Source organism: Streptomyces sp. NPDC029044 (genome assembly GCF_040637495.1).
GTDB lineage: Bacteria > Actinomycetota > Actinomycetes > Streptomycetales > Streptomycetaceae > Streptomyces.
The window spans coordinates 1-20017 of the sequence record NZ_JBEZWN010000041.1; the positions used below are offsets into that span (position 1 = coordinate 1).

A 20017-nucleotide genomic window follows, 5' to 3' on the forward strand; every position below is an offset into this window, starting at 1 on the left:
CTTTCGACTCGGAAGGGGACACGGGCATCCAGTTTCCGTGTCCCCCTCAGAATAAAAAACGAACGATTGGTTTTCAATGGCCGGTCGCACAGTGAACCAGAAGTCGGGCAGTGACGCCTTGAGGTAACCCCCGTACCGGGCCGTCGCCAGACGCTGGTCGAGGACGGCGACCACCCCGCGGTCTCCCGACGCCCGTACGAGACGGCCTGCGCCCTGGGCCATGAGGAGTGCCGCATGGGTGGCGGCGACGGCCATGAAGCCGTTGCCGCCCGCCTCCTCGACGGCCTTCTGGCGCGCGCTCATCAGGGGATCGTCAGGGCGCGGGAACGGAATCTTGTCCATGACGACCAGCTGGCAGCTGGGCCCCGGGACATCCACGCCCTGCCAGAGCGACAGCGTGCCGAAGAGACAGGTCTTCGAATCGGCCGCGAAGTTCTTGATCAGCTCGCCGAGTGTCTCTTCGCCCTGCAGGAGGATCGGAAACTCGGGGATCCGGGAACGCAGCTCCTCGGCGGCCAGCTGGGCGCCCCGCATCGAGGAGAACAGGCCGAGGGTGCGGCCGCCTGCCGCCTGGATCAGCTCCGTGAGCTCGTCGAGCATGTCCGCGCGATCCCCGTCCCGCGCGGGACGGGCCAGGTGCTTGGCGACGTACAGGATGCCCTGCCTGCGGTAGTCGAAGGGCGAGCCGACGTCGATGCCCTTCCACTGCGGGACGTCGTCGCCCTCGGTCCCTTCGGGGGCGAGGCCCAGGGAGGCGCCGACGCCGTTGAAGTCGCCGCCCAGCTTGAGTGTCGCCGACGTCAGGACCACGGAGCGGTCCGCGAAGAGCTTCTCCCGCAGCAGTCCGGAGACGGACATGGGGGCGACACGCAAGGAGGCACCGAAACGGTCGTGGCGCTCGTACCAGACCACGTCCCACTCGGAACCGTTCGTGATGCGCTCCGCCACGTCGTGCACGTTCTCCACGGAGGCGAGGGCCTGCTTGCGGACGGCGTCCTCGTCCTGGACGGACTTGTCCCGGGTCGCGCCGATTCCGGAGATGACCGTGCGGCACGCGTCGCGCAGCGCCATGAGCGCGTACCCGAGGTCCTCGGGAATCTCCTCCAGACGACCCGGCAGCGCCAGCTCCATCAGCCGTTCGAAACCCTCGGCGGCGGTCTGGAGCTGGTCGGCCGCCTTCTCGTTGACCAGTTTCGCGGCACGGCGCACCGCGCGGTTGACCTGGCCGGGGGTGAGCTCGCCGGTGGCGACTCCGGTGACCCGGGAGACCAGTTCGTGCGCCTCGTCGACGATCAGTACCTCGTGCTGCGGGAGGACCGGGGCGCCTTCGATGGCGTCGATCGCGAGCAGCGCGTGGTTGGTGACGACGACCTCGGCGAGCTTGGCACGCTCGCGGGCCATCTCGGCGAAGCACTCGGCGCCGTACGCGCACTTCGAGGCCCCCAGGCACTCCCTCGACGACACCGAAACCTGCGCCCAGGCCCGGTCGGAGATGCCGGGCGTGAGGTCGTCACGGTCGCCGGTCTCGGTCTCGTCGGCCCAGTCACGCACCCGCAGCAGGTCCTGGCCCAGCCTGCTGGTGGGCGCGGCGGCCTCGAACTGGTCGAAGAGGCCCTCCTCCTCGTCCTGCGGGGCCCCTTCGTGCAGCCGGTGCAGGCAGAGGTAGTTCGACCGGCCCTTGAGCATCGCGAATTCCGGGCGGCGGCGCAGCAGGGGGTGCAGCGACTCCACCGTTCTCGGCAGGTCGCGCTCCACCAGCTGGCGCTGCAGGGCCAGGGTGGCGGTCGCGACGACCACCCGCTCCCCGTGCGCCAGCGCGGGCACCAGGTACCCGAGCGACTTGCCGGTACCGGTGCCGGCCTGGACCAGCAGGTGTGAGCCGTCGTCGATCGCTTCCTCGACGGCTTCGGCCATGGCCACCTGACCGGGGCGCTCCGTGCCGCCGACGGCAGTGACGGCAGCATGCAGGAGTTCGGGGAGTGAGGGCTTCGTCATAGCGCAACCACCCTACGACCCTGCACTGACAAACGGGTGATCAAGGCGGAGGCAGGGGTGCGGGCGGGGGGCGGGATCAAGGTCGTGAACTCCTGGGGACGTGGTGGGTCTGCGGGTGACCGAGGGTGTGGGCGAGGTCGTGGCGAAGCCGCTACGAAAACTCGCGCGGCAGACGGGAACTGCGGCGGGACGAGCTGCGTTCAATGAGTGACGGCGCGGTGACACAGCGCTACAGAGGGGGCCGGATGGGCCGGTCTCGGATCATGAGGGCGGCCCGCTTGGCGGGCAGGTCGACCTCGGCGGAGAACCGGAAGCCGGCGGTCAGGAAAGCGGCGATGGAGGGGGTGTTGCGAATGTCGGGTTCCGCGATGACGCGTGCGCAGGAGGGCCGCTGCGATAGAACGAGATCGGCCACGGCCCGCAGCAGCAGACCGCCGAGACCACGCCCCCGGTCCGTGCCCGCACCGATCAGAAGGTGGATCCCCGTGTCGTGAGGCCTGGCCGGGTAATGGAGGGCCAGTGGGTCGAGATCCGCCCGGTAGATCTCCCAGTAGCTCATCGGTGTTCCGTCCAGCACGCCGACGCAGGGCACGCTGCGTCCGTCACCGGCGAGCTGGGCCCGCAGGTGGTCCCCGACCACCTCCTGCGGTCCGGACAACTCCCAGAACGCCGCGGCTGCGGGGTCGTTCATCCAACGGCTGATGAGCGGCAGATCTCCTTCGATGCGCACGGGGACGAGGTGGAACACGCCTGCGGGAGTGTCGGCCGGACCCCATTCGGCGACGTGGTCGAGGAGGTCGTCGAGGAGATCGTCGTGCCCACCCGCTCGGGGCGAAGGCTCGCCGGAGGCCGCGCCGGGGGCGGATGCAGTTCCGATGCCCGCGCCGGAGACGGCACAGGACCGGGGGCCGGAGGCCACGTCAGTCGCGACAGGGGCGGTGATGCCGGCCGTGGCGATCGGGCCGGAGGAAGGCACCAAACGCTCCTCTCGGAAGGGGGTAGGCATGTCCTCAGGGATGGGATGAAGGAGGTTCAGCAGTGGTCGGCGTCGATCAGGGTGGTCAGGAGTGCAGGGGGTTGGCGATGGTCACGTAGACGGACTGGCTGTCGACCGGGCCGACCAGTTCGTCGAGTCCGTGCAGCCGGGTCAGAAGGTTGGCCTTGCAGCGCAGGACGGGTGAGTCGAGCAGCCGGGCGGGCAGCGAGCTGCGCGGCCGGGCCGGACCGGATGCCGCCATTGCGAGAAAGCGGCGGAAGGCGGCGAGCAGCAGCCGCTCGTCGGCCAGCCCCTGGGAGCCGAACGCGCCGATGAGGCCGAACACGTTGTTGACCACCAGGTAGTACACGAGTCGCTCGTCGGTGACCTCGTCATCTACGAAGGTGTCGCTCCGCTCTCCGATCCCGGGCAACCGGCTGTCGAGCTCCGCGTGCCGGGACTCGCGGAAGTAGTAGCCCTGGTTGTCGCGGTAGCGGCCTCCTGTGGGCCAGCCGTCTGCGTCCAGCAGAAGCAGGGTGTTCTGCTGGTGTGCCTCCAGGGCGACACCGGCCTCGCCATCCAGCCAGAGGACGGGGCGCACCACGTGGGCGAGGTAGCGCAGGAACCACTCGGCGGCGACGGCTCCGCGGGGGCGGCCGGTTCGCCGGGCCAGACACGTGACGACCTCACCCAGCCGGGACCGCAAGGCCGGGTGGTACTTGGCCGGGTCGTACTTGGACGGGTCGTGCCTGGCCCGGTGTCCTGGCAGGTCCTCAGGCACGGTCGGCGAGCACGGACGCGGCGCCACGAGGCCTGCCACGCAGGAGACATCGTCCGCTGAGCTGAACGGGTTGTGGCGGATCACCACGTCCAGTCCGGGCACCGGAGCGCCGGCGGGTGTGTCCACGGCGAGCCAGGCGGGGTCCCGAACGATGTCGAAGTCCGGGTGCGCGGCCCGCCACTGCTGTGCGAGGCCGCTGCGGAGCAGACGGTGGACCTCGACGCCACGATGAAGTTCCTTGCGGAGGTTCTCTCGGCGGGAGTTGGTGATGCGCAGGCCCAGGGAGAGCTTGAGCATCGCGGGGGCATGGGTGCGGTACACGGTTCGCAGGGAGGAGGTGGGATGCCAGTGAGGGCCGCTGGTGCCGAGGTCACGGAGCAGTCCGGCGTCGATCAGGGCAGCGGTCTCCGGCCGGTGGCGGATCTCGTGTGCTTGCCAAGGGTGCAGGGGCAGCAGGACGTACCCGTCCGGTGAGGCCGGTGCGGGACCGGCGAGGCGGGCGGTGAGCCGGGGGGCGGCGACGGGGCGGCCGCGTTCGGTCCAGGAGGTGTCGGTGGCCAGGACGGAGGGAGCGACAGCCATCCAGTGCAGAGGGAAGGAGCCGTGCGACTCGGGTGAGTACAGGAGTGCTTGGGCCTCGGAGAGACCCTCGCGGCTCTTCGGGGTCGGGTGCAGGGGGTGTCCGAGGAGGAGTGCCTGCTCCGCTGACAGGAAGAGGTCGGGGCCGTCGGCCGGTCGTTCGCGGCGGGCGGTGATGAAACCGGTGACTCGTCGGAGGGAGTCGGCGACGCCCGCGACGAGCTCGGTGCCGGCCCTGAAGCCTGCGGTGGTGGAGCCGGCCGTGGTCGTGGGGAAGGGGTCGTGAACGCGGTCGCCGCCAGAGCCGTTCGCGGACATCTCTCTGGTGAGCAGGGCGGCGAGCGTGAGGGCGTCGACCGGTGGGACGGAATCGGGAGCGTCTGCCGGACGAGGGGGGCCGAAGCGGTGCCAGCCTGTCGGGGACCAGTAGCGGACCGGGGCGGACAGGGCCGTGCCGCTGGCGGGCAGGGGGATGCGCAGAAGGCCGTCGGCCGGGGCGGACTGGTTGGTCTCGCGCGCCCAGCAGCGGAGCAGGTTCTCCACGGCGGCGGCGTGGGCGACGGTGTGCGGGTCGGGATGTGTGAGGGGGTCGGGGCCATGGCTTTCGCTCAGCCCCTGGGCGGGTGTGGCGATCGGCCGCTGGTGGGGGACCCGCGGGTGCGGTGGCATCCCCGACTGCCGGGCGCCGACAGAGTCTTGTCCAGGCGCCGGGGTGGGTGAGTCGGGGTGGGTGTGGGGGGTGGCGTTCACGGCGGTACCTCTTGGAGTGGTTCGGATCCTGCTGGTGAAGCGGTGTGGGCTGCGGAGCCTCACTCGGGCGTGGCTGCGCGGCATCAGGGAGCGGCGTGCGGGCTTCTATCGGGCGGGTTGTGGTCGTACGGGCTGTTGGTCGGGCCGACCTGAGGCCGGGCGGGCTGATGGTCGTGCCGACCTGAGGCCGGGCGGGCTGATGGTCGTGCCGACCTGAGGCCAGCCGGGCTGATGGTCGTGCCGACTGAGGCCAGCCGGGCTGATAGCTCACCGGGCGGCCGACGGTCAGACTGCCGGCAGGCAGGCAGGCAGGCGGCCGGCGAACGGACAGCCGTCAGGCAGACACAGGGCGGGCGGGCACACAGACACGGGGGCAGGCGGCTGAGGGGAGGTGTTTCGCACGCGGGCACCGCGCGACCTCCGTGCCGTAGAAGCTCACCGCGGCTCAGGGTGCGGCTGCCGGGCCACCCCCACGGCAGCGAGCCGCTGTCCGGACCGCGTCGGCCAAGCGGTCCAATACGGCGGCCGCTTGTTCATCGGTGAGGGTCAGGGGCGGCAGCAGTTGTACGACACTGGCGTGGCGGCCGCCGAGTCCGACGATGAGGCCGCGCCGCAGGCACTCCTGCTGGACCGCAGCGGCCAGTTCGGGGGCGGCGGGCGGGGGGTGACGTCCGCTGCGCGGCATCAGCGACGCCGCCACACCGCCCTCCGCAGCTTCAGGAGCGCCCGCACAACCGGAGTCCCGCTCCGCCTCCGGATCCACCAGCTCGACCCCGATCATCAGTCCCCTCCCTCGCACATCCCCTACGCACTCCAACTCCGAGGCGAGGTCCTGCAATTGGCCCAGCATGCGCTCCCCCAGTGTCGCCGCGCGCTCGGCGAGGGCGTGCTCGCGGACGTGGGCGAGGGTCGCCGTGCCGGCGGCCATGGCGAGCTGGTTGCCGGGGAAGGTGCCGACGGGGGCGCCGGGTTCCCCGATGTCGAGGTCGTCGCGGTAGACCACGACGGCCAGCGGCAGGCTGCCGCCGATGGATTTGGAGAGCACCATCACGTCGGGGGTCACACCGCTGTGCTCCACCGCCCAGAAGGTGCCGGTCCGGCCCACGCCGGTGTGGGTCTCGTCCACGATCAGCGGGATGGACCGGTCGGCGGTGAGCTGTCGCAAGCGCCGCAGCCAGGTGGGCGGCGCGGGGAGCACCCCGCCCTCACTCTGGACGGGCTCGACGAGCATCCCGGCGGGCAGCGGCACCGCTGACCCGGGGTCGTCGAGGAGGGACTCGGTCCAGCGGGCGGCGAGGTCTGCGCCGCGCTCACCGCCGACGCCGAACGGGCAGCGGTAGTCCTGCGGGTAGGGCAGTCGGGCGACCCACGTGTCCGGGGTGTCCGCAGAGGTGCCGTCGAGGGCCCCGCAGGTGGTTCCGCGGCCGGAACCGGTGAACGCAAGGAGGCCGCTCCGACCGGTCGCCGCGCGTACCAGCGCGTAGGCGGCCTCGACGGCTTCGCTGCCGGCCGGTCCGCAGAAACGCACGCGTGCCCGCTCCGCGAGGCCTGGCGGGAGAGTGCGATACAGCTCGGTGAGAAACGCGTCCTTCGCGGGTGTCGCCAGACCGAGGGCGTTCAGAGGCGCGCCGGAGTCGAGGACCTTGCGGATGGCCTCCAGGACGACCGGGTGGTTGTGGCCCAGGGCGAGGGTGCCGGCGCCGGAGAGGCAGTCCAGGTAGCGGCGGCCGTCCGCGCCCTCGATGGTCAATCCCCTCGCCCGCACCGGAACGATCGGCAGGGCCCGGGCGTAGGTTCGGGCGGCGGGTTCGCGCGCGGCTTGGCGACGCAGGATTGCCTCGTGTCCGTTGCGCGAGGCCAGGGCTGTAACGTCAACGGCCCCGCCGGGAAGGGATTTCACCTGCGTACGCCCCACGGTGGCCTCCTCCGGCGCACAACCCCCACGGGTGGATTCCGCCACGATCTCCCTGACCTCCCATTGGGCACGGGCACAGAGGACCGCGCACAGACAGCAGGCCCCCCACCGCAACCAACCCCGGATCACTCACCTGGTTACGGGTTGCCTCAAGATCCTTTCCGTAACGGAACTGTTGCGGACCCGTCGGATCGCCCCCACAGCCACCGCATAGTGTGTGGTGCCGTTCCCGGACACCGTGCGGTCGTCCCGAACCGCCCGTGTGACAGCGGGAATCGGGGCCGAGGCACCGGTCGGTCCACGTTCGTTCCGTAGCAGGGGGAGTCAGATCATGCGATCCACACGGCCGTCGTCCCATGCCAGCCGAGACGGGAGGGCGGGCCGCAGGAACTCCCCCGTACTGGCCGCCGTGGCCCTCGCCTCGGCGGTCGCGCTCACCGCCACCGCCTGCGAGTCGGGCGACGCCACGGCGGGCGGTGAGGCCTCCGCGTCGGCCACCGCCGCCGACGACGGCAAGCTCAGGATCCCGGACGACATCAGGGACCGGCTCCGCGAGCACGGGATCGACGTCGACAAGTGGAAGAACGGCGCCTGGAAGAACTGGGACCGGGAGGACTGGCTGCGCGAGGCCAACGAGTACATCAACCCGATCATCGAGGGGCTCTGGAACCCGGACCGGATGCGGGAGGCCGAGGAACCCGACCAGGGCGTCGACGACAGCGACCTATCCGGTGACCAGGGTGTGACCGACCCGACGCCCGAGCCGGTGCAGGCGCAGGCCGTGCCGCCGTCGTACCACGCCAACGCCCCGACGGCCGGGAAGGTCTTCTTCGACTCTCCCAAGGGCTCGGCCGTCTGCTCGGCGACCGTGGTGAAGGACCCGGCCCACCCCGGCAAGTCCAACCTGGTGTGGACGGCGGGCCACTGCGTGCACGCGGGCAAGAAGGGCGGCTGGTACCGCAACATCGCGTTCGTGCCGTCGTACAACGACGACGGCAGGCCGGTGGAGGAGCTGGAGAACGTCACCCGGGAAGACGTCGCTCCCTACGGTGTCTGGTGGGGCGACTGGGCGCAGACCTCGGACCAGTGGATCGAGCAGGGCGGTTCGACGGGCGGCGACGGCGCGGCGTACGACTTCGCGGTCATCCATGTGACGCCGGAGAAGGGCAGCGGTGGCAAGTCGCTGGAAGAGATGGTCGGTTCGGCGCTGCCGGTCGACTTCAAGGCACCCGCGGTGCCGCAGGTGAAGAGCCTCACGGCGATCGGCTACCCGGCCGCGCCGCCCTACGACGGGCAGAAGCTGTACCGGTGCGAGGACCGGCCGGGGCGGCTGTCGGTCACCGCGTCGGATCCGACGATGTACCGCATCGGCTGCACCATGACCGGCGGTTCGTCGGGCGGCGGCTGGGTCGCGACCGGCTCGGACGGCCAGCCTGCGCTGGTGTCCAACACCTCGATCGGCCCGGTGACGTCGGGCTGGCTGGCCGGACCGCGCCTGGGCGGCGTGGCCAAGGGCGTGTACGACTCGGTCAGCAAGAAGTTCGCGGGCCGGTGACGGCCTGCTGAACGGCGCCGTCGGTGGGGCGGCGTACCCAGCGGAAACCTTCACCGCCCCACCCCGGTACGCCCTCAACTCCCCGGGCATAGTGGGGTGTCGCGCGGGCCGGGCCACACGTCCATGCCCTGCGCACGCACCACCGGCCCCGCACACCACCGGGCCCGGGCGCCGGCACCAGCACCAGCACCAGCACCAGCACCAGCACCAGCACCAATTACGTACGCACAACGGGGGTCACAGCACCATGCGTTCCACACGTACGCCCGCAGCCAGGCGCGGGCGGCGCACCGTCGTCGCCGCCACCGGGCTCGTCGCCGCCGTGGCACTCACGGCGACCGCCTGTGGCGGTTCGGCGGACTCGGCGAGCGACAAGCCCGACGCCACCTCCTCGCAGGCCGCCGCGGACGGCAGCGGCGGCGGCAAGGTCAAGATCCCGGCCGATCTCGCGGGCAAGCTCAAGGAGCACGGGATCGACGTCGACCGCTGGAAGGACGGCGGCTGGAAGGACTGGGACAAGGACAAGTGGCTCAGTGACGCCAAGGACTTCGTCAACCCGGTGATCGAGGGCCTCTGGAAGCCGGAGCGGATGCAGTCCGCCGAGGAGGCAGACAAGACGGTCACGACGAAGGACGCCTCGGCCGGCGACGGCGTCAGCGACCCGGATCCGGCTCCTGTCCGGGCACAGGCGGAGAAGACGCCGTACCACCGCAACGCGGCGCCGGTCGGCAAGGTCTTCTTCGACTCCCCCGACGGCCCGGCCGTCTGCTCGGGCACGGTCGTCAAGGACGTCAACCACCCGGGCAAGTCCAACCTGGTGTGGACGGCGGGCCACTGCGTGCACGCCGGCGGCAACGGCGGCTGGTACCGCAACATCATGTTCGTTCCGGCCTACAACGACCTCGGCAAGTCCGAGGCCGAGATCAGCAACGCGAACCCGGCCGAGGTCGCCCCCTACGGCAACTGGTGGGCGAACTGGGCCTCGACCTCGAACCAGTGGATCCAGGGTGGTTCGGAGAGCGGCGGTGACGGAGCCGCATACGACTACGCCGTGTTGCACGTGAAGCCGGAGCAGGGCGCCAAGTCCCTGGAAGAGACGGTCGGCGCCGCGCTGGACGTGGACTTCTCCGCCCCGTCCGCGGCCGAGGCCGCCAAGATGGGCGCCTGGGGCTACCCGGCCGCGCCGCCCTACAACGGCGAGAAGATGTTCAAGTGCGTCGACACTCCCGGCCGGTTCTCACTCAGCCCGTCCCTGCCGACGATGTACCGCATCGGCTGCGACATGACCGGCGGTTCGTCCGGCGGCGGCTGGTTCCGGGTCCTGAACGGCAAGTCGGTGCTGGTCTCCAACACTTCGATCGGCCCGGCCGACAACACCTGGCTGGCCGGTCCGCAGCTGGGCCGCGACGCCGAGGCGCTCTACCAGAACATGAGCAAGACGTACGGCGGTCAGTGACCCGTGCATGCTGAAGGCCCGCTCCCCGGCAACGGGAGGCGGGCCTTCAGGCCGTCAGCTCAGGTCACGGCGCCGGCCGGGTCGTGCTCAGAGCGCCGGCGCCGGAACGTACGGCGTGAGTTCCGCCGCCAGCTCCTCGTGCACCCGCACCTTGAGCAGGGTGCCCTCCGGGGTGTGCTCCTCGGAGATCACCTCGCCCTCGTCGTGGGCACGTGCGACCAGCTTGCCGTGCGTGTACGGCACGAGCGCCTCGATCTCGACCGACGGCCGCGGCAGCTCGTTGTCGATGAGCGCGAGCAGTTCCTCGATGCCCTGGCCGGTGCGGGCCGAGACGGCGATGGACCGCTTCTCGACGCGCAGCAGCCGCTGGAGCGTCAGCGGATCGGCCGCGTCCGCCTTGTTGATCACGACGATCTCGGGCACGTCGGTGGCGCCGACGTCCCGGACCACCTCGCGTACGGCGGCCAGCTGCTCCTCCGGGAACGGGTGCGAACCGTCGACCACGTGCAGGATCAGGTCGGACTCGCCGACCTCCTCCATCGTGGAGCGGAACGCCTCGACCAGGTGGTGGGGCAGATGACGTACGAACCCGACCGTGTCGGCCAGCGTGTACAGCCGTCCGCTCGGGGTCTCGGCCCGGCGCACGGTCGGGTCGAGGGTCGCGAACAGGGCGTTCTCGACCAGCACGCCCGCGCCCGTGAGGCGGTTGAGCAGCGAGGACTTGCCGGCGTTGGTGTAGCCCGCGATGGCGACGGACGGCACCTTGTGGCGCTTGCGCTCCTGGCGCTTGATCTCGCGGCCGGTCTTCATCTCCGCGATCTCCCGGCGCATCTTCGCCATCTTCTCGCGGATTCGGCGCCGGTCCGTCTCGATCTTGGTCTCACCGGGACCACGAGTGGCGAGGCCGCCGCCCTTGCCGCCGCCCATCTGCCGGGACAGCGACTGACCCCAGCCGCGCAGTCGCGGCAGCATGTACTGCATCTGAGCGAGAGCGACCTGTGCCTTGCCCTCTCGGGACTTGGCGTGCTGGGCGAAGATGTCCAGGATCAGGGCCGTCCGGTCGATGACCTTGACCTTGACGACGTCCTCGAGGTGGATCAGCTGGCCGGGGCTCAGCTCACCGTCACAGATGACGGTGTCCGCGCCCGTCTCGACGACGATGTCGCGCAGTTCCTCGGCCTTGCCGGAGCCGATGTACGTGGCCGCGTCGGGCTTGTCGCGGCGCTGGGTGACGCCGTCGAGCACCAGCGCGCCGGCCGTCTCCGCGAGGGCGGCGAGCTCTGCCAGGGAGTTCTCCGCGTCCTGCACGGTTCCCGAGGTCCAGACGCCGACGAGGACGACCCGCTCCAGTCGGAGCCGGCGGTACTCGACCTCGGTGACGTCCTCGAGCTCGGTGGAGAGGCCCACCACACGGCGCAGAGCCGCGCGGTCGGAGCGGTCGAACTGGTCGCCGTCCCGCTCTCCGTCGATCTCGTGGCTCCAGGCGACGTCCTCTTCCATCAGGGCATCGGCCCGAAGACCCTCGGGGTGGCTGTGCGCGAAGCGCTTGGAGTCCTGGGAAAAGGAAGAAGAGGAGGTCATTGGATCCTTACGTCGATGGGAAGCCGTTCACTGTGTGCAACGCGCGGGCGGTCCGGGAGATTCCCCGGCGCCCCGTACCGCGCCGACCTGAAGATGTTCGCACGGCACGGGGCGTCTCGTCACTGTGTTATCGGGCGGGCGTCCTCACCCTCGGGCCACCGTCGGGCCTGCTCCACCGAGGCCTGTGGCTTCGCTGCCGGGGCTTACGGCTTCGCTGCCGGGGCCTGCGGCTTCGCGGGAGTCTCCGGCTTCCAGTCCGGGTGCCCCGGCATCGGCGGGGTCTTCTCGCCGTACAGCCAGTCCTGGAAGAAGCCGTCGAGATCGCGCCCGGAGATCTCGGCGGCGAGCTTGACGAAGTCCTCCGTGGTGGCCGTGTCGTCCTGGTGGCGGACGACCCAGGCGCGTTCCAGGCGCTCGAAGGCCGGGCGGCCGATCTCCTGGCGCAGGGCGTACAGGACGAGCGCGGCCCCGTCGTAGACGTTGGGCCGGAAGATGCCGGTCTTGCGGGCGGGGTCGGGGGCCTTGGGGGCGGCGGGGGGCCCGCCGGCGGCGCGCCAGCGGTCGGAGGCACCGTAGGCGGCCTTCATCCGGTCCCGCATCGACTTACCGGCCTGCTCCTCGGCGTACAGCGCCTCGTACCAGGTGGCGTGCCCCTCGTTGAGCCACAGGTCGGACCAGGTGCGGGGCGTGACGCTGTTGCCGAACCACTGGTGGGCCACCTCGTGGACCATGATCGATTCGACGTACCACGGAGGATAGACCGGCTCCGTGAAGAGTTCCCGTTCGAAGAGCGAGAGCGTCTGGGTCTCCAGTTCGAAGCCGGTGGAGGCGTCGGCCACGAGCAGGCCGTACGTCTCGAAGGGGTAGCGGCCGACCTTGCTCTCCATCCAGGCGATCTGGCCGGGGGTCTTCTCCAGCCAGGGTTCGAGGACCTCGCGATCACGGGTGGGGACCACGTCCCGTACGGGCAGGCCGTGCGGGCCGGTGCGGTGCAGCACCGTGGAGCGGCCGATGGACACCTGGGCGAGCTCGGTGGCCATGGGGTGCTGGGTGCGGTAGGTCCAGGTCGTCGACCCGCCGGACTTCTCCACTCCGGCGGCCAGGCCGCCCGCGACGGCGGTGTGACCCTCGGGAGCGGTCACCCGGAAGGTGAACATCGCCTTGTCGGAGGGGTGGTCGTTGCAGGGGAACACCAGGTGCGCGGCGTCAGCCTGGTTGGCCATGGCGAGGCCGTCGGCCGTGCGCACCCAGCCGCCCTCGCGGCCCTCGGCGGGCACGGGATCGCTGGTGTGCCGCACGGTGATCCGCATCCAGGTGCCGTCCGACACCGAGTCCTCGGGTGTGATCACCAGGTCCTCGCCCGCGGAGCGGAACTCCGCGGGGTCGCCGTCGACCTCGACGGACTCGACCTTGCCGTGGGCGAAGTCCAGGTTGACGCGGTCCAGGTCGGCGGTCGTCCAGGCGTCGATGGTGGTGACGGCCTGCAACGGCTCGCTGTTGTTGCCCGGATAGGTGAAGGCGAGGTCGTACGACGCCACGTCGTAGCCGGGGTTGCCGAGGTACGGGAAGAGGCGGTCGCCGACACCGAGCGGGACGACGGGGGCGCTCGCGGCGACGAGGCAGACGGAGACGGCCGAGGTGAGCAGGGCGGCTGCGGTCCGGCGGCGGGTGGGGGCGGTGGCCTGGTTGTGGGGGGTCAGGAGCATGCCTCACGGCTATCAGCGGGCGGGCGGGCGTCGGGGACGGCGCGCTTTCGTCCCACCCGAACCGGGGACCGCGCCCTGAGCCGGGTGCCGCCCCAACGGCGTGTCAGCCGCCCTGCGGCTGCGGCTGTGCCCGGCTGACGTCGTACACCCCGGCCACGTTGCGCATCGCGCGCATCAGGGCGGGCAGGTGGCCGGCGTCGGGGAGCTGCACGGTGTACGTGTGCCGCACCTGCTGCTGGGTCGGGGGCTCGACGGTCGCCGAGACGATCTCGGCGCCCTCGGACGCCATGGCCTCGGTGAGGTCGGCCAGCAGATGGGGACGGACGAACGATTCGGCGACCAGCGTGACCCGGCACTCGGCGGCCTCTCCCCAGCGCACGCCGACCGCCGCGCGCCCCCCGTCCTTCATGCGCGCCACGGCGGGGCACTCCACGCGGTGCACGGTGACCGCTCCCCCGCGGACGGCGAACCCGGTGATCTCGTCGGGCGGTACGGGCGTGCAGCAGCGGGCGAGCCGGACGGTCGCGCCGGGCAGGTCGGCGAGGACATGGCCGGTGCCGGGGCGCCCGGCGGGCTGCTCCGGAGCCGCGTCCGGGTCGGGGGCGCCGAGGGGCCTCGGAGCCGTCCGGTCCTCGGCGATCCGCGTCTCGTTCCGCTGGGACTCCGCCTGAACCGGATGTGCGGTCAGCCACCGCTGGATGGCGATCCGGGCCGCCGGCGTGTGGGCGTGCTCCAGCCACTCCCGGGAGGGTTCCGACGCCGGGTCCTGGCCCATGAGGAGCTGGACGGTGTCGCCGTCCTTGAGGACGGTGCTCAGTGTCGCCAGGCGGCCGTTCACCCGGGCGCCGATGCAGGCGTGCGCGTCCTCGCCGTACTGCGCGTAGGCGGCGTCCACGCAGGTCGCGCCCTCGGGCAGGCCGAGCGTGCCGCCGTCGGGCCGGAAGACGGTGATCTCGCGGTCCTGGGCGAGGTCCTCGCGCAGCGTGGACCAGAAGTGGTCGGGGTCGGGAGCCGCCTCCTGCCAGTCGAGGAGCCGGGAGAGCCAGCCCGGGCGGGTGGGGTCGACGCGCTCGCCGTCGGCCGGGTCCTCGGGGGCGGGGGCGTACGGGTTGCCGAGGGCGACGACGCCGGCCTCGGCGACCTTGTGCATCTGGTGCGTGCGGATGAGGACCTCGACGACCTGGCCGTCCTCGCGCGCCACGGCCGTGTGGAGCGACTGGTAGAGGTTGAACTTCGGTACGGCGATGAAGTCCTTGAACTCGGAGACCACCGGCTTCATGCAGGTGTGCAGTTCGCCCAGGACGCCGTAGCAGTCGGCGTCCTCGTTCACCAGGACCAGGACGCGGCCGAAGTCGGAGCCGCGGAGCCGGCCGCGTTTGCGGGAGACGCGGTGCACCGAGACGAAGTGGCGGGGCCGGATGAGGACTTCGGCCGTGATGTCCGCCTCGCGCAGCACACCGCGCACCTCGTCGGCGACCTCGGCGAGCGGGTCGTCCGCACGGGCCGCGTTGCGGACGATCAGCTCCCGGGTGTGCGCGTACTCCTCGGGGTGCAGGATCGCGAAGACCAGGTCTTCCAGTTCGGTCTTGAGTGCCTGGACGCCGAGCCGTTCGGCGAGCGGGATGAGCACGTCACGTGTCACCTTGGCGATGCGCTCCTGCTTCTCGGGGCGCATGACACCGAGGGTGCGCATGTTGTGCAGCCGGTCGGCGAGTTTGATCGACATGACGCGGACGTCGTTGCCGGTGGCGACGAGCATCTTGCGGAAGGTCTCGGGCTCGGCGGCGGCGCCGTAGTCGACCTTCTCCAGTTTGGTGACGCCGTCGACGAGGTAGCGGACCTCCTCACCGAACTGGTCGCGGACCTGGTCGAGCGTGACATCCGTGTCCTCGACGGTGTCGTGCAGCAGGGACGCGGTCAACGTCGTGGTCTCGGCGCCGAGTTCGGCCAGGATCAGGGTCACGGCGAGCGGGTGCGTGATGTACGGCTCACCGCTCTTGCGCATCTGGCCGCGGTGCGAGGACTCGGCCAGGACGTAGGCGTGGCGCAGGGGTTCGAGGTCCGCGTCGGGGTGGTGGGCGCGGTGGGCCTCGACGACGTGGCTGATGGCGTCGGGCAGCCGGCCGCGGGCGGCGGGGCCGAGCAGGGCCGCACGGCCCAGGCGGCGCAGGTCGATCCGGGGGCGGGCCTTTCTGCGGGGGGCTGTCGGCGTCACCGGTCCTGACACCGCGCCCGGCATCGGGCCTGGGGTCACGGAATTCGTGGCCTCCGCACTCATGGGCACCTCCGGCTGCGTCAACCGGCGGACGGGTGCCCCAGAGCGGACACGGCTCAGGGGGCGGCTTCGGTCCCCCGTCCGGGCCGGTGCTTGATGCTACCGAGCCCACCACGCCCGACTGACCGCCTCTCGCCGAGCGTGAAACTGATCACCCATTCGAGGGATGAATGTGAGGTTTGTACCCCCGCCGACCGCGACCTTCGCCGCGTGATTTCCGCCAAGTGGCCGGTTATCAACGGTGGTTTCGGGTCGGGTGGCCGAAGGGGCGCGAGTGTTTCAGGACGACTGGTCCCGGCTCACACGGACGCGGCGGCTTCCAGCCAGTCCGCGTCGATCTCGCCCTCGGCAACGATCACGGCCGGGCCGGTCATCTCGATCTCTCCGTCGGGCCGCTCGGTGATCACCAGGCGGCCGCCGGGGACATCCACGGTGTAGGTCACGGGGGTGCCGGAGGCCGTCGGGTCGGCGCCGTCGCGGCGGGCGGCGGCCACGGCGACCGCGCACGCGCCCGTGCCGCAGGAGCGGGTCTCACCGGAGCCGCGCTCGTGCACGCGCAGGGCGACGTGCCCGGGGCCGCGGTCGACCACGAACTCGACGTTCACACCGTCCGGGTAGGCGGCGGCCGGGCTGAAAGGGGGCGGGGACAACAGGTCGCCCGCGTGCTCCAGGTCGTCCACGAAGGCGACCGCGTGCGGGTTGCCCATGTTGACGTTGCGCGCGGGCCAGCTGCGCTCGCCGACGCTCACCGTGACGTCGCCGTCCGGGAGCACCGCCCGGCCCATGCCGACGGTCACGTCGCCGTTCTTGGCGAGGTGCACGGTCTTCACTCCCCCGCGCGTGGCGACCGCGAGGTCTCCCTCGGTGACGTGCCCGGCGCGCTGGAGGTAGCGCGCGAACACCCGCACGCCGTTGCCGCACATCTCCGCGATCGAGCCGTCGCCGTTGCGGTAGTCCATGAACCACTCCGCCTCGGCCGCCATCCCCTCGGCCTCCGGGTGGGCGGCGGAACGGACGACGTGCAGCAGGCCGTCGCCCCCGATGCCCGCGCGCCGGTCGCACAGGGCGGCGACGGCGGCCGGGGGCAGGTCGATGGCGTTCTCGGGGTCCGGGACGATCACGAAGTCGTTCTCGGTGCCGTGCCCCTTGAGGAAGGCGATCCGCGTGCTCATGCCTCGATCGTAACGGGGCACGCGCCCCCTACCGCAGTCGTGCCACCCGCCACACGGCGAGGACCACCACGAGCGCCACGACCAGGGCGTACGCGAGGACGACCCGCCAGTCGGGTCTGCGCCCGGAGCCGCGGGCCGGCAGGCCCGGCAAGGTGTAGCCGACGCGGCGGGCGGCCATCATGCCCCAGCCGGCCGCGCAGGAGCAGATGAGCAGGCCCAGCATGGCGATGACGGCCCCGCTGTCGCCGAAGTCGAAGGCGAGCGGGAAGGCGAACATCAGGGAGCCGAGTGCCGCGAGGCCCACGATGGGGGCCAGCTGCCAGATGCGGAGCCGGCGCTGCGGGCGCAGCTCGACCTCGACCTCGTCGGCGAACATCTCGCCGGGCTCGGGACCGTCGTCCGTCACGCCCTGCGTCTCGTCGGGCCCGTCGGAGCTGAGGCGGTCCACCTCCTGCTCGGGAGCGGGCCCGGCCTCCGTCCCATCCCGCTCGGCGGTGATGTGATCGGTGCTTCGTGCGGTGTCGCGAGGGCCGGCCTCCATCGCCACGCGCCCTCCCAACTAGGACTCAACTCGGTCGATCGAAGCTCGATGATGGCACGCCGCCGAAGCACCGGATGGCGGCCTGGGCGTCCCGATGCCATGACGTGATCAGGCTGTAACCGGTCGTTCGACCAAGGACAGCGCGAGCTGCGGAAGTTCCGTGAGGTCGGCCGCCGCCCCACTCAACCAGTGCACCCGCGGGTCGCGCCTGAACCATGAATCCTGGCGGCGCGCGAAGCGCTTGGTGGCACGTACGGTCTCGGTCCGCGCCTCGTCGAGCGTGCACTCCCCGGCGAGCGCCGCGAGCACCTGCTGGTAACCGAGCGCGCGCGAAGCCGTACGCCCTTCACGCAACCCCTGCGCCTGGAGTGCGCTCACCTCGTCCACCAGACCGGCGTCCCACATCCGGTCGACCCGCCGCGTGATGCGCTCATCGAGCTCGGGACGGGTCACGTCGACGCCGATCTGAAGGGTGTCGTAGACCGAGTCGTGGCCGGGGAGGTTGGCCGTGAACGGTTTGCCGGTGATCTCGATCACCTCCAGCGCGCGGACCACCCGGCGGCCGTTGCTCGGCAGGATCGCGCGAGCGGCCTCGGGGTCGGCGGCCGCCAGCCGGGCGTGCAGTGCGCCGGGGCCGCGCAGCGTGAGTTCCTCCTCCAGGCGGGCGCGGACCTCGGGGTCCGTGCCGGGGAACTCCAGGTTGTCGACGGCCCCGCGCACGTAGAGTCCGGAGCCGCCGACCAGGATCGGCCAGCGGCCCGCGGCGAGCAGGGCGTCGATCCGCTCCCGGGCCAGGCGCTGGTACTCGGCGACGGACGCCGTGACGGTCACGTCCCAGATGTCCAGCAGATGGTGGGGGACGCCGGCACGCTCCTCGGGCGTCAGCTTGGCGGTGCCGATGTCCATCCCTCGGTAGAGCTGCATGGAGTCGGCGTTGACGACCTCGCCGCCGAGACGCTGGGCCAGGAAGACGCCCAGATCGGACTTTCCGGCCGCGGTAGGTCCGACGACGGCGATGACGCGGGGGGCGGGGGGTGCACTGCTCACCGCCCCAGTCTCGCAAACCTCGAACCCTGGTCTCGAACGAGTTACGTGACGCCACGGCCGCGGGGTCGTTGCCCGTTGCGAGGTTCCTGCCGCCGGATCGCAGAGGCGGTGACCCGGACCGCGCAAACCGACGCACCGGGCAACGCGGGATTTCGCCCGCACGAGTAACGTATGGAGTGGATATGGGCGTTTTTGCACGACTTCTCCGGCGGTCGAAGGCCACGGCGGAGACGCCTGCGGCCGAGGCTCGGACCGACGCGGCGAAGGCCGGGCCCGAGGAGGAGACGGCCGAGGCCAAGGAGGCCAAGGGCACCGACGGAGCCGGGGAAGCGACGGAGCCGGCCGGCGAGGCCGCCGCCGAGCCCACCGAGTCCGAGGGCGTCGACATCCCCAAGCAGCAGTCCACCGAGAAGGCGGCCGACAACGAGGCCGGTGAGGGCGCCCGTACGTGACCGCCCCGCGCGAGGGAAGGTGAGCCATGGGTCTCCTGCACAACGTGAAAGCCAGACTGGGCCCGGCCAAGGGCAAGGTCTCGGACCTCGCGCAGCGGCACGAGGGCAAGATCCACCACGGTCTCGACAAGGCCGCGCAGGCCGTCGACAAGAGAACCAAGGGCAAGTACAGCGACAGGATCCAGTCGGGCACGGGCCGGGCCAAGGGCGCCATGGGCCGCCTCGCGCACCAGGGCGGGAGTGGACCGGACGGGGGTGGCCAGACGGCGCCGCCGGGTACAGGGGCCATGCCGCCGGAGGCGGGCCGTACGGCACCGCCGCGGGACCCTGGTGGCACCACGCCGCCTGACGACGCGCCACCGCCGGCTTCCTGACGCGGACACCGGCGTTCTTCTGAAGGGCACATCGGCGGACGGCCGCGGAGCGCTCGCTCCCGGTCGTCCCCGCCGCTTCCCCCGTCCGTGTGCTCAGCCTTTCGGGCTGCCGCCCGAGCTCTACGACCAGCCGGCGACGATGTATCCCACGCCGTACGGAGCGTCCTCGTAGAGCAGCGATCCGCCGAGGTCCGCGCCCTCGGCCGCGCCCGCCAGGACCTGCCAGGGGGCCCGGCCGGACGCCTTCAGTTCACGGGCCAGCCCGGTGTCGAGTGCGGTCAGTGCGGCCACGTCCGCCGCACCGAGCGCCCGTGCGACCTCCGTGTCGAACGGGGCCGCCCGTTCGTCCAGATAGCCCGGGGCCTTGAGCGTCCGGCACGCGCTGGCGTCCCCCATCACCAGCAGGGCCACTCGCTCGTCCCGCGCGGCGATGTCCCTCCCGGTGTCCGCGCACAGCTCGGGCGGGTACGACTCCGCCACCCCGAGGCCCTCGACCGGCGCGTCGGACCACCCGGTGCGCTCCAGCAGCCAGGCGGCCACCGCCAGCGCGTACGGCAGTCGCGGTCGCGGGTTCGCGCCCTCCGCCGCTCCCAGACGTACATCGAGGTCGACGCCGAAGCCCCGGAAGGAGCCCGCCGTTCCCTCCGGGTACGTCTCGGGCCCGGCGCCGTTCCCGGGACCGACGACCACGAGGCGGCCGGGCCGGGCGGCGGCGAGCACGCCCAGCGCGTCCGTGCAGGCGTCCCGCGCCGCGTCCAGTTCCGGGGCGGCGCCCGCGGCGACCTCGGGCACCAGCAGGGGCGGGCAGGGGCAGACAGCGGCGGCGACAAGCATGATCGGCAGGGTAACTCTCAGGAGCCGC

The 20017-nt window shown here is 71.6% G+C and carries 15 protein-coding genes; 4 read left to right on the forward strand and 11 right to left on the reverse strand.

Annotation, left to right across the window (positions count from 1 at the left end; all coding sequences use genetic code 11):
* From AB0E85_RS27210 to AB0E85_RS27225, 4 genes are all read right to left on the reverse strand, one after another.
* Positions 1-1995, reverse strand: a 1995-nt coding sequence (locus tag AB0E85_RS27210; RefSeq protein ID WP_361932224.1) for an ATP-dependent DNA helicase, incomplete at its 3' end; no start/stop codon positions are given.
* A gap of 229 nt (positions 1996-2224) precedes the next feature.
* The gene (locus AB0E85_RS27215; RefSeq protein WP_361932227.1) at positions 2225-2971 is read right to left on the reverse strand and encodes a GNAT family N-acetyltransferase; all 747 of its coding nucleotides are present in this window, start codon (positions 2969-2971) and stop codon (positions 2225-2227) included.
* Positions 2972-3056: 85 nt separating this feature from the next.
* On the reverse strand, positions 3057-5000 hold the full coding sequence (locus tag AB0E85_RS27220; protein WP_361932230.1) for an IucA/IucC family protein: 1944 nt from the start codon (positions 4998-5000) through the stop codon (positions 3057-3059).
* A 526-nt stretch (positions 5001-5526) separates the two neighbouring features.
* Positions 5527-6942: an aminotransferase class III-fold pyridoxal phosphate-dependent enzyme gene (locus tag AB0E85_RS27225; protein ID WP_361932344.1), complete on the reverse strand. Its 1416-nt coding sequence runs from the start codon at positions 6940-6942 to the stop codon at positions 5527-5529.
* A 385-nt stretch (positions 6943-7327) separates the two neighbouring features.
* Here AB0E85_RS27225 and AB0E85_RS27230 point away from each other — a divergent pair, with 385 nt between their 5' ends.
* Both AB0E85_RS27230 and AB0E85_RS27235 read left to right on the forward strand, forming a co-directional pair.
* Positions 7328-8551 (forward strand): hypothetical protein, encoded by a 1224-nt coding sequence (locus AB0E85_RS27230; RefSeq protein WP_361932232.1) that lies wholly within the window; start codon positions 7328-7330, stop codon positions 8549-8551.
* Between the two features lie 247 nt (positions 8552-8798).
* Positions 8799-10007 carry a hypothetical protein gene (locus tag AB0E85_RS27235; protein ID WP_361932234.1) on the forward strand — a complete coding sequence of 403 codons (1209 nt, stop codon included), beginning with the start codon at positions 8799-8801 and terminating at the stop codon, positions 10005-10007.
* A gap of 87 nt (positions 10008-10094) precedes the next feature.
* On the opposite strand, the gene hflX is transcribed toward AB0E85_RS27235, so the two are convergent.
* The 6 genes from hflX to miaA all read right to left on the reverse strand — a co-directional run bounded on the left by hflX (position 10095) and on the right by miaA (position 18329).
* Positions 10095-11588, reverse strand: coding sequence for a GTPase HflX (hflX, locus tag AB0E85_RS27240; protein ID WP_361932237.1), 1494 nt, complete (start codon positions 11586-11588; stop codon positions 10095-10097).
* Positions 11589-11791: 203 nt separating this feature from the next.
* Positions 11792-13294 carry a M1 family metallopeptidase gene (locus AB0E85_RS27245; protein WP_361932240.1) on the reverse strand — a complete coding sequence of 501 codons (1503 nt, stop codon included), beginning with the start codon at positions 13292-13294 and terminating at the stop codon, positions 11792-11794.
* 103 nt (positions 13295-13397) lie between these two features.
* Positions 13398-15572: an HD domain-containing protein gene (locus AB0E85_RS27250; RefSeq protein WP_361932243.1), complete on the reverse strand. Its 2175-nt coding sequence runs from the start codon at positions 15570-15572 to the stop codon at positions 13398-13400.
* Between the two features lie 296 nt (positions 15573-15868).
* The gene (gene dapF, locus AB0E85_RS27255) at positions 15869-16741 is read right to left on the reverse strand and encodes a diaminopimelate epimerase (RefSeq protein ID WP_361932246.1); all 873 of its coding nucleotides are present in this window, start codon (positions 16739-16741) and stop codon (positions 15869-15871) included.
* A gap of 28 nt (positions 16742-16769) precedes the next feature.
* Positions 16770-17282 (reverse strand): hypothetical protein, encoded by a 513-nt coding sequence (locus AB0E85_RS27260; protein WP_361932347.1) that lies wholly within the window; start codon positions 17280-17282, stop codon positions 16770-16772.
* A gap of 108 nt (positions 17283-17390) precedes the next feature.
* Complete coding sequence (gene miaA, locus AB0E85_RS27265) at positions 17391-18329, reverse strand: tRNA (adenosine(37)-N6)-dimethylallyltransferase MiaA (protein WP_361932248.1); 939 nt, start codon at positions 18327-18329, stop codon at positions 17391-17393.
* 182 nt (positions 18330-18511) lie between these two features.
* Between miaA and AB0E85_RS27270 the strand changes: the two genes are divergently transcribed.
* Both AB0E85_RS27270 and AB0E85_RS27275 read left to right on the forward strand, forming a co-directional pair.
* Positions 18512-18781, forward strand: coding sequence for a hypothetical protein (locus tag AB0E85_RS27270; protein ID WP_361932251.1), 270 nt, complete (start codon positions 18512-18514; stop codon positions 18779-18781).
* 26 nt (positions 18782-18807) lie between these two features.
* The gene (locus AB0E85_RS27275) at positions 18808-19155 is read left to right on the forward strand and encodes an antitoxin (protein WP_361932254.1); all 348 of its coding nucleotides are present in this window, start codon (positions 18808-18810) and stop codon (positions 19153-19155) included.
* A 120-nt stretch (positions 19156-19275) separates the two neighbouring features.
* Here AB0E85_RS27275 and AB0E85_RS27280 read toward each other — a convergent pair whose 3' ends face one another.
* The gene (locus AB0E85_RS27280) at positions 19276-19989 is read right to left on the reverse strand and encodes a class III extradiol dioxygenase subunit B-like domain-containing protein (RefSeq protein ID WP_361932257.1); all 714 of its coding nucleotides are present in this window, start codon (positions 19987-19989) and stop codon (positions 19276-19278) included.
* Positions 19990-20017: the final 28 nt, after the last annotated feature.

What these genes read in the sequence shown, in the direction of transcription:
- AB0E85_RS27250 (WP_361932243.1), bottom strand. Translation starts at nt 15,572, where the DNA reads ATGAGTGCGGAGGCCACGAATTCCGTGACCCCAGGCCCGATGCCGGGC.
- AB0E85_RS27260 (WP_361932347.1), bottom strand. Translation starts at nt 17,282, where the DNA reads ATGGAGGCCGGCCCTCGCGACACCGCACGAAGCACCGATCACATCACC.
- AB0E85_RS27235 (WP_361932234.1), top strand. Translation starts at nt 8,799, where the DNA reads ATGCGTTCCACACGTACGCCCGCAGCCAGGCGCGGGCGGCGCACCGTC.
- AB0E85_RS27230 (WP_361932232.1), top strand. Translation starts at nt 7,328, where the DNA reads ATGCGATCCACACGGCCGTCGTCCCATGCCAGCCGAGACGGGAGGGCG.
- AB0E85_RS27220 (WP_361932230.1), bottom strand. Translation starts at nt 5,000, where the DNA reads ATGCCACCGCACCCGCGGGTCCCCCACCAGCGGCCGATCGCCACACCC.
- AB0E85_RS27280 (WP_361932257.1), bottom strand. Translation starts at nt 19,989, where the DNA reads ATGCTTGTCGCCGCCGCTGTCTGCCCCTGCCCGCCCCTGCTGGTGCCC.
- hflX (WP_361932237.1), bottom strand. Translation starts at nt 11,588, where the DNA reads ATGACCTCCTCTTCTTCCTTTTCCCAGGACTCCAAGCGCTTCGCGCAC.
- AB0E85_RS27275 (WP_361932254.1), top strand. Translation starts at nt 18,808, where the DNA reads ATGGGTCTCCTGCACAACGTGAAAGCCAGACTGGGCCCGGCCAAGGGC.
- AB0E85_RS27270 (WP_361932251.1), top strand. Translation starts at nt 18,512, where the DNA reads ATGGGCGTTTTTGCACGACTTCTCCGGCGGTCGAAGGCCACGGCGGAG.
- AB0E85_RS27245 (WP_361932240.1), bottom strand. Translation starts at nt 13,294, where the DNA reads ATGCTCCTGACCCCCCACAACCAGGCCACCGCCCCCACCCGCCGCCGG.
- dapF (WP_361932246.1), bottom strand. Translation starts at nt 16,741, where the DNA reads ATGAGCACGCGGATCGCCTTCCTCAAGGGGCACGGCACCGAGAACGAC.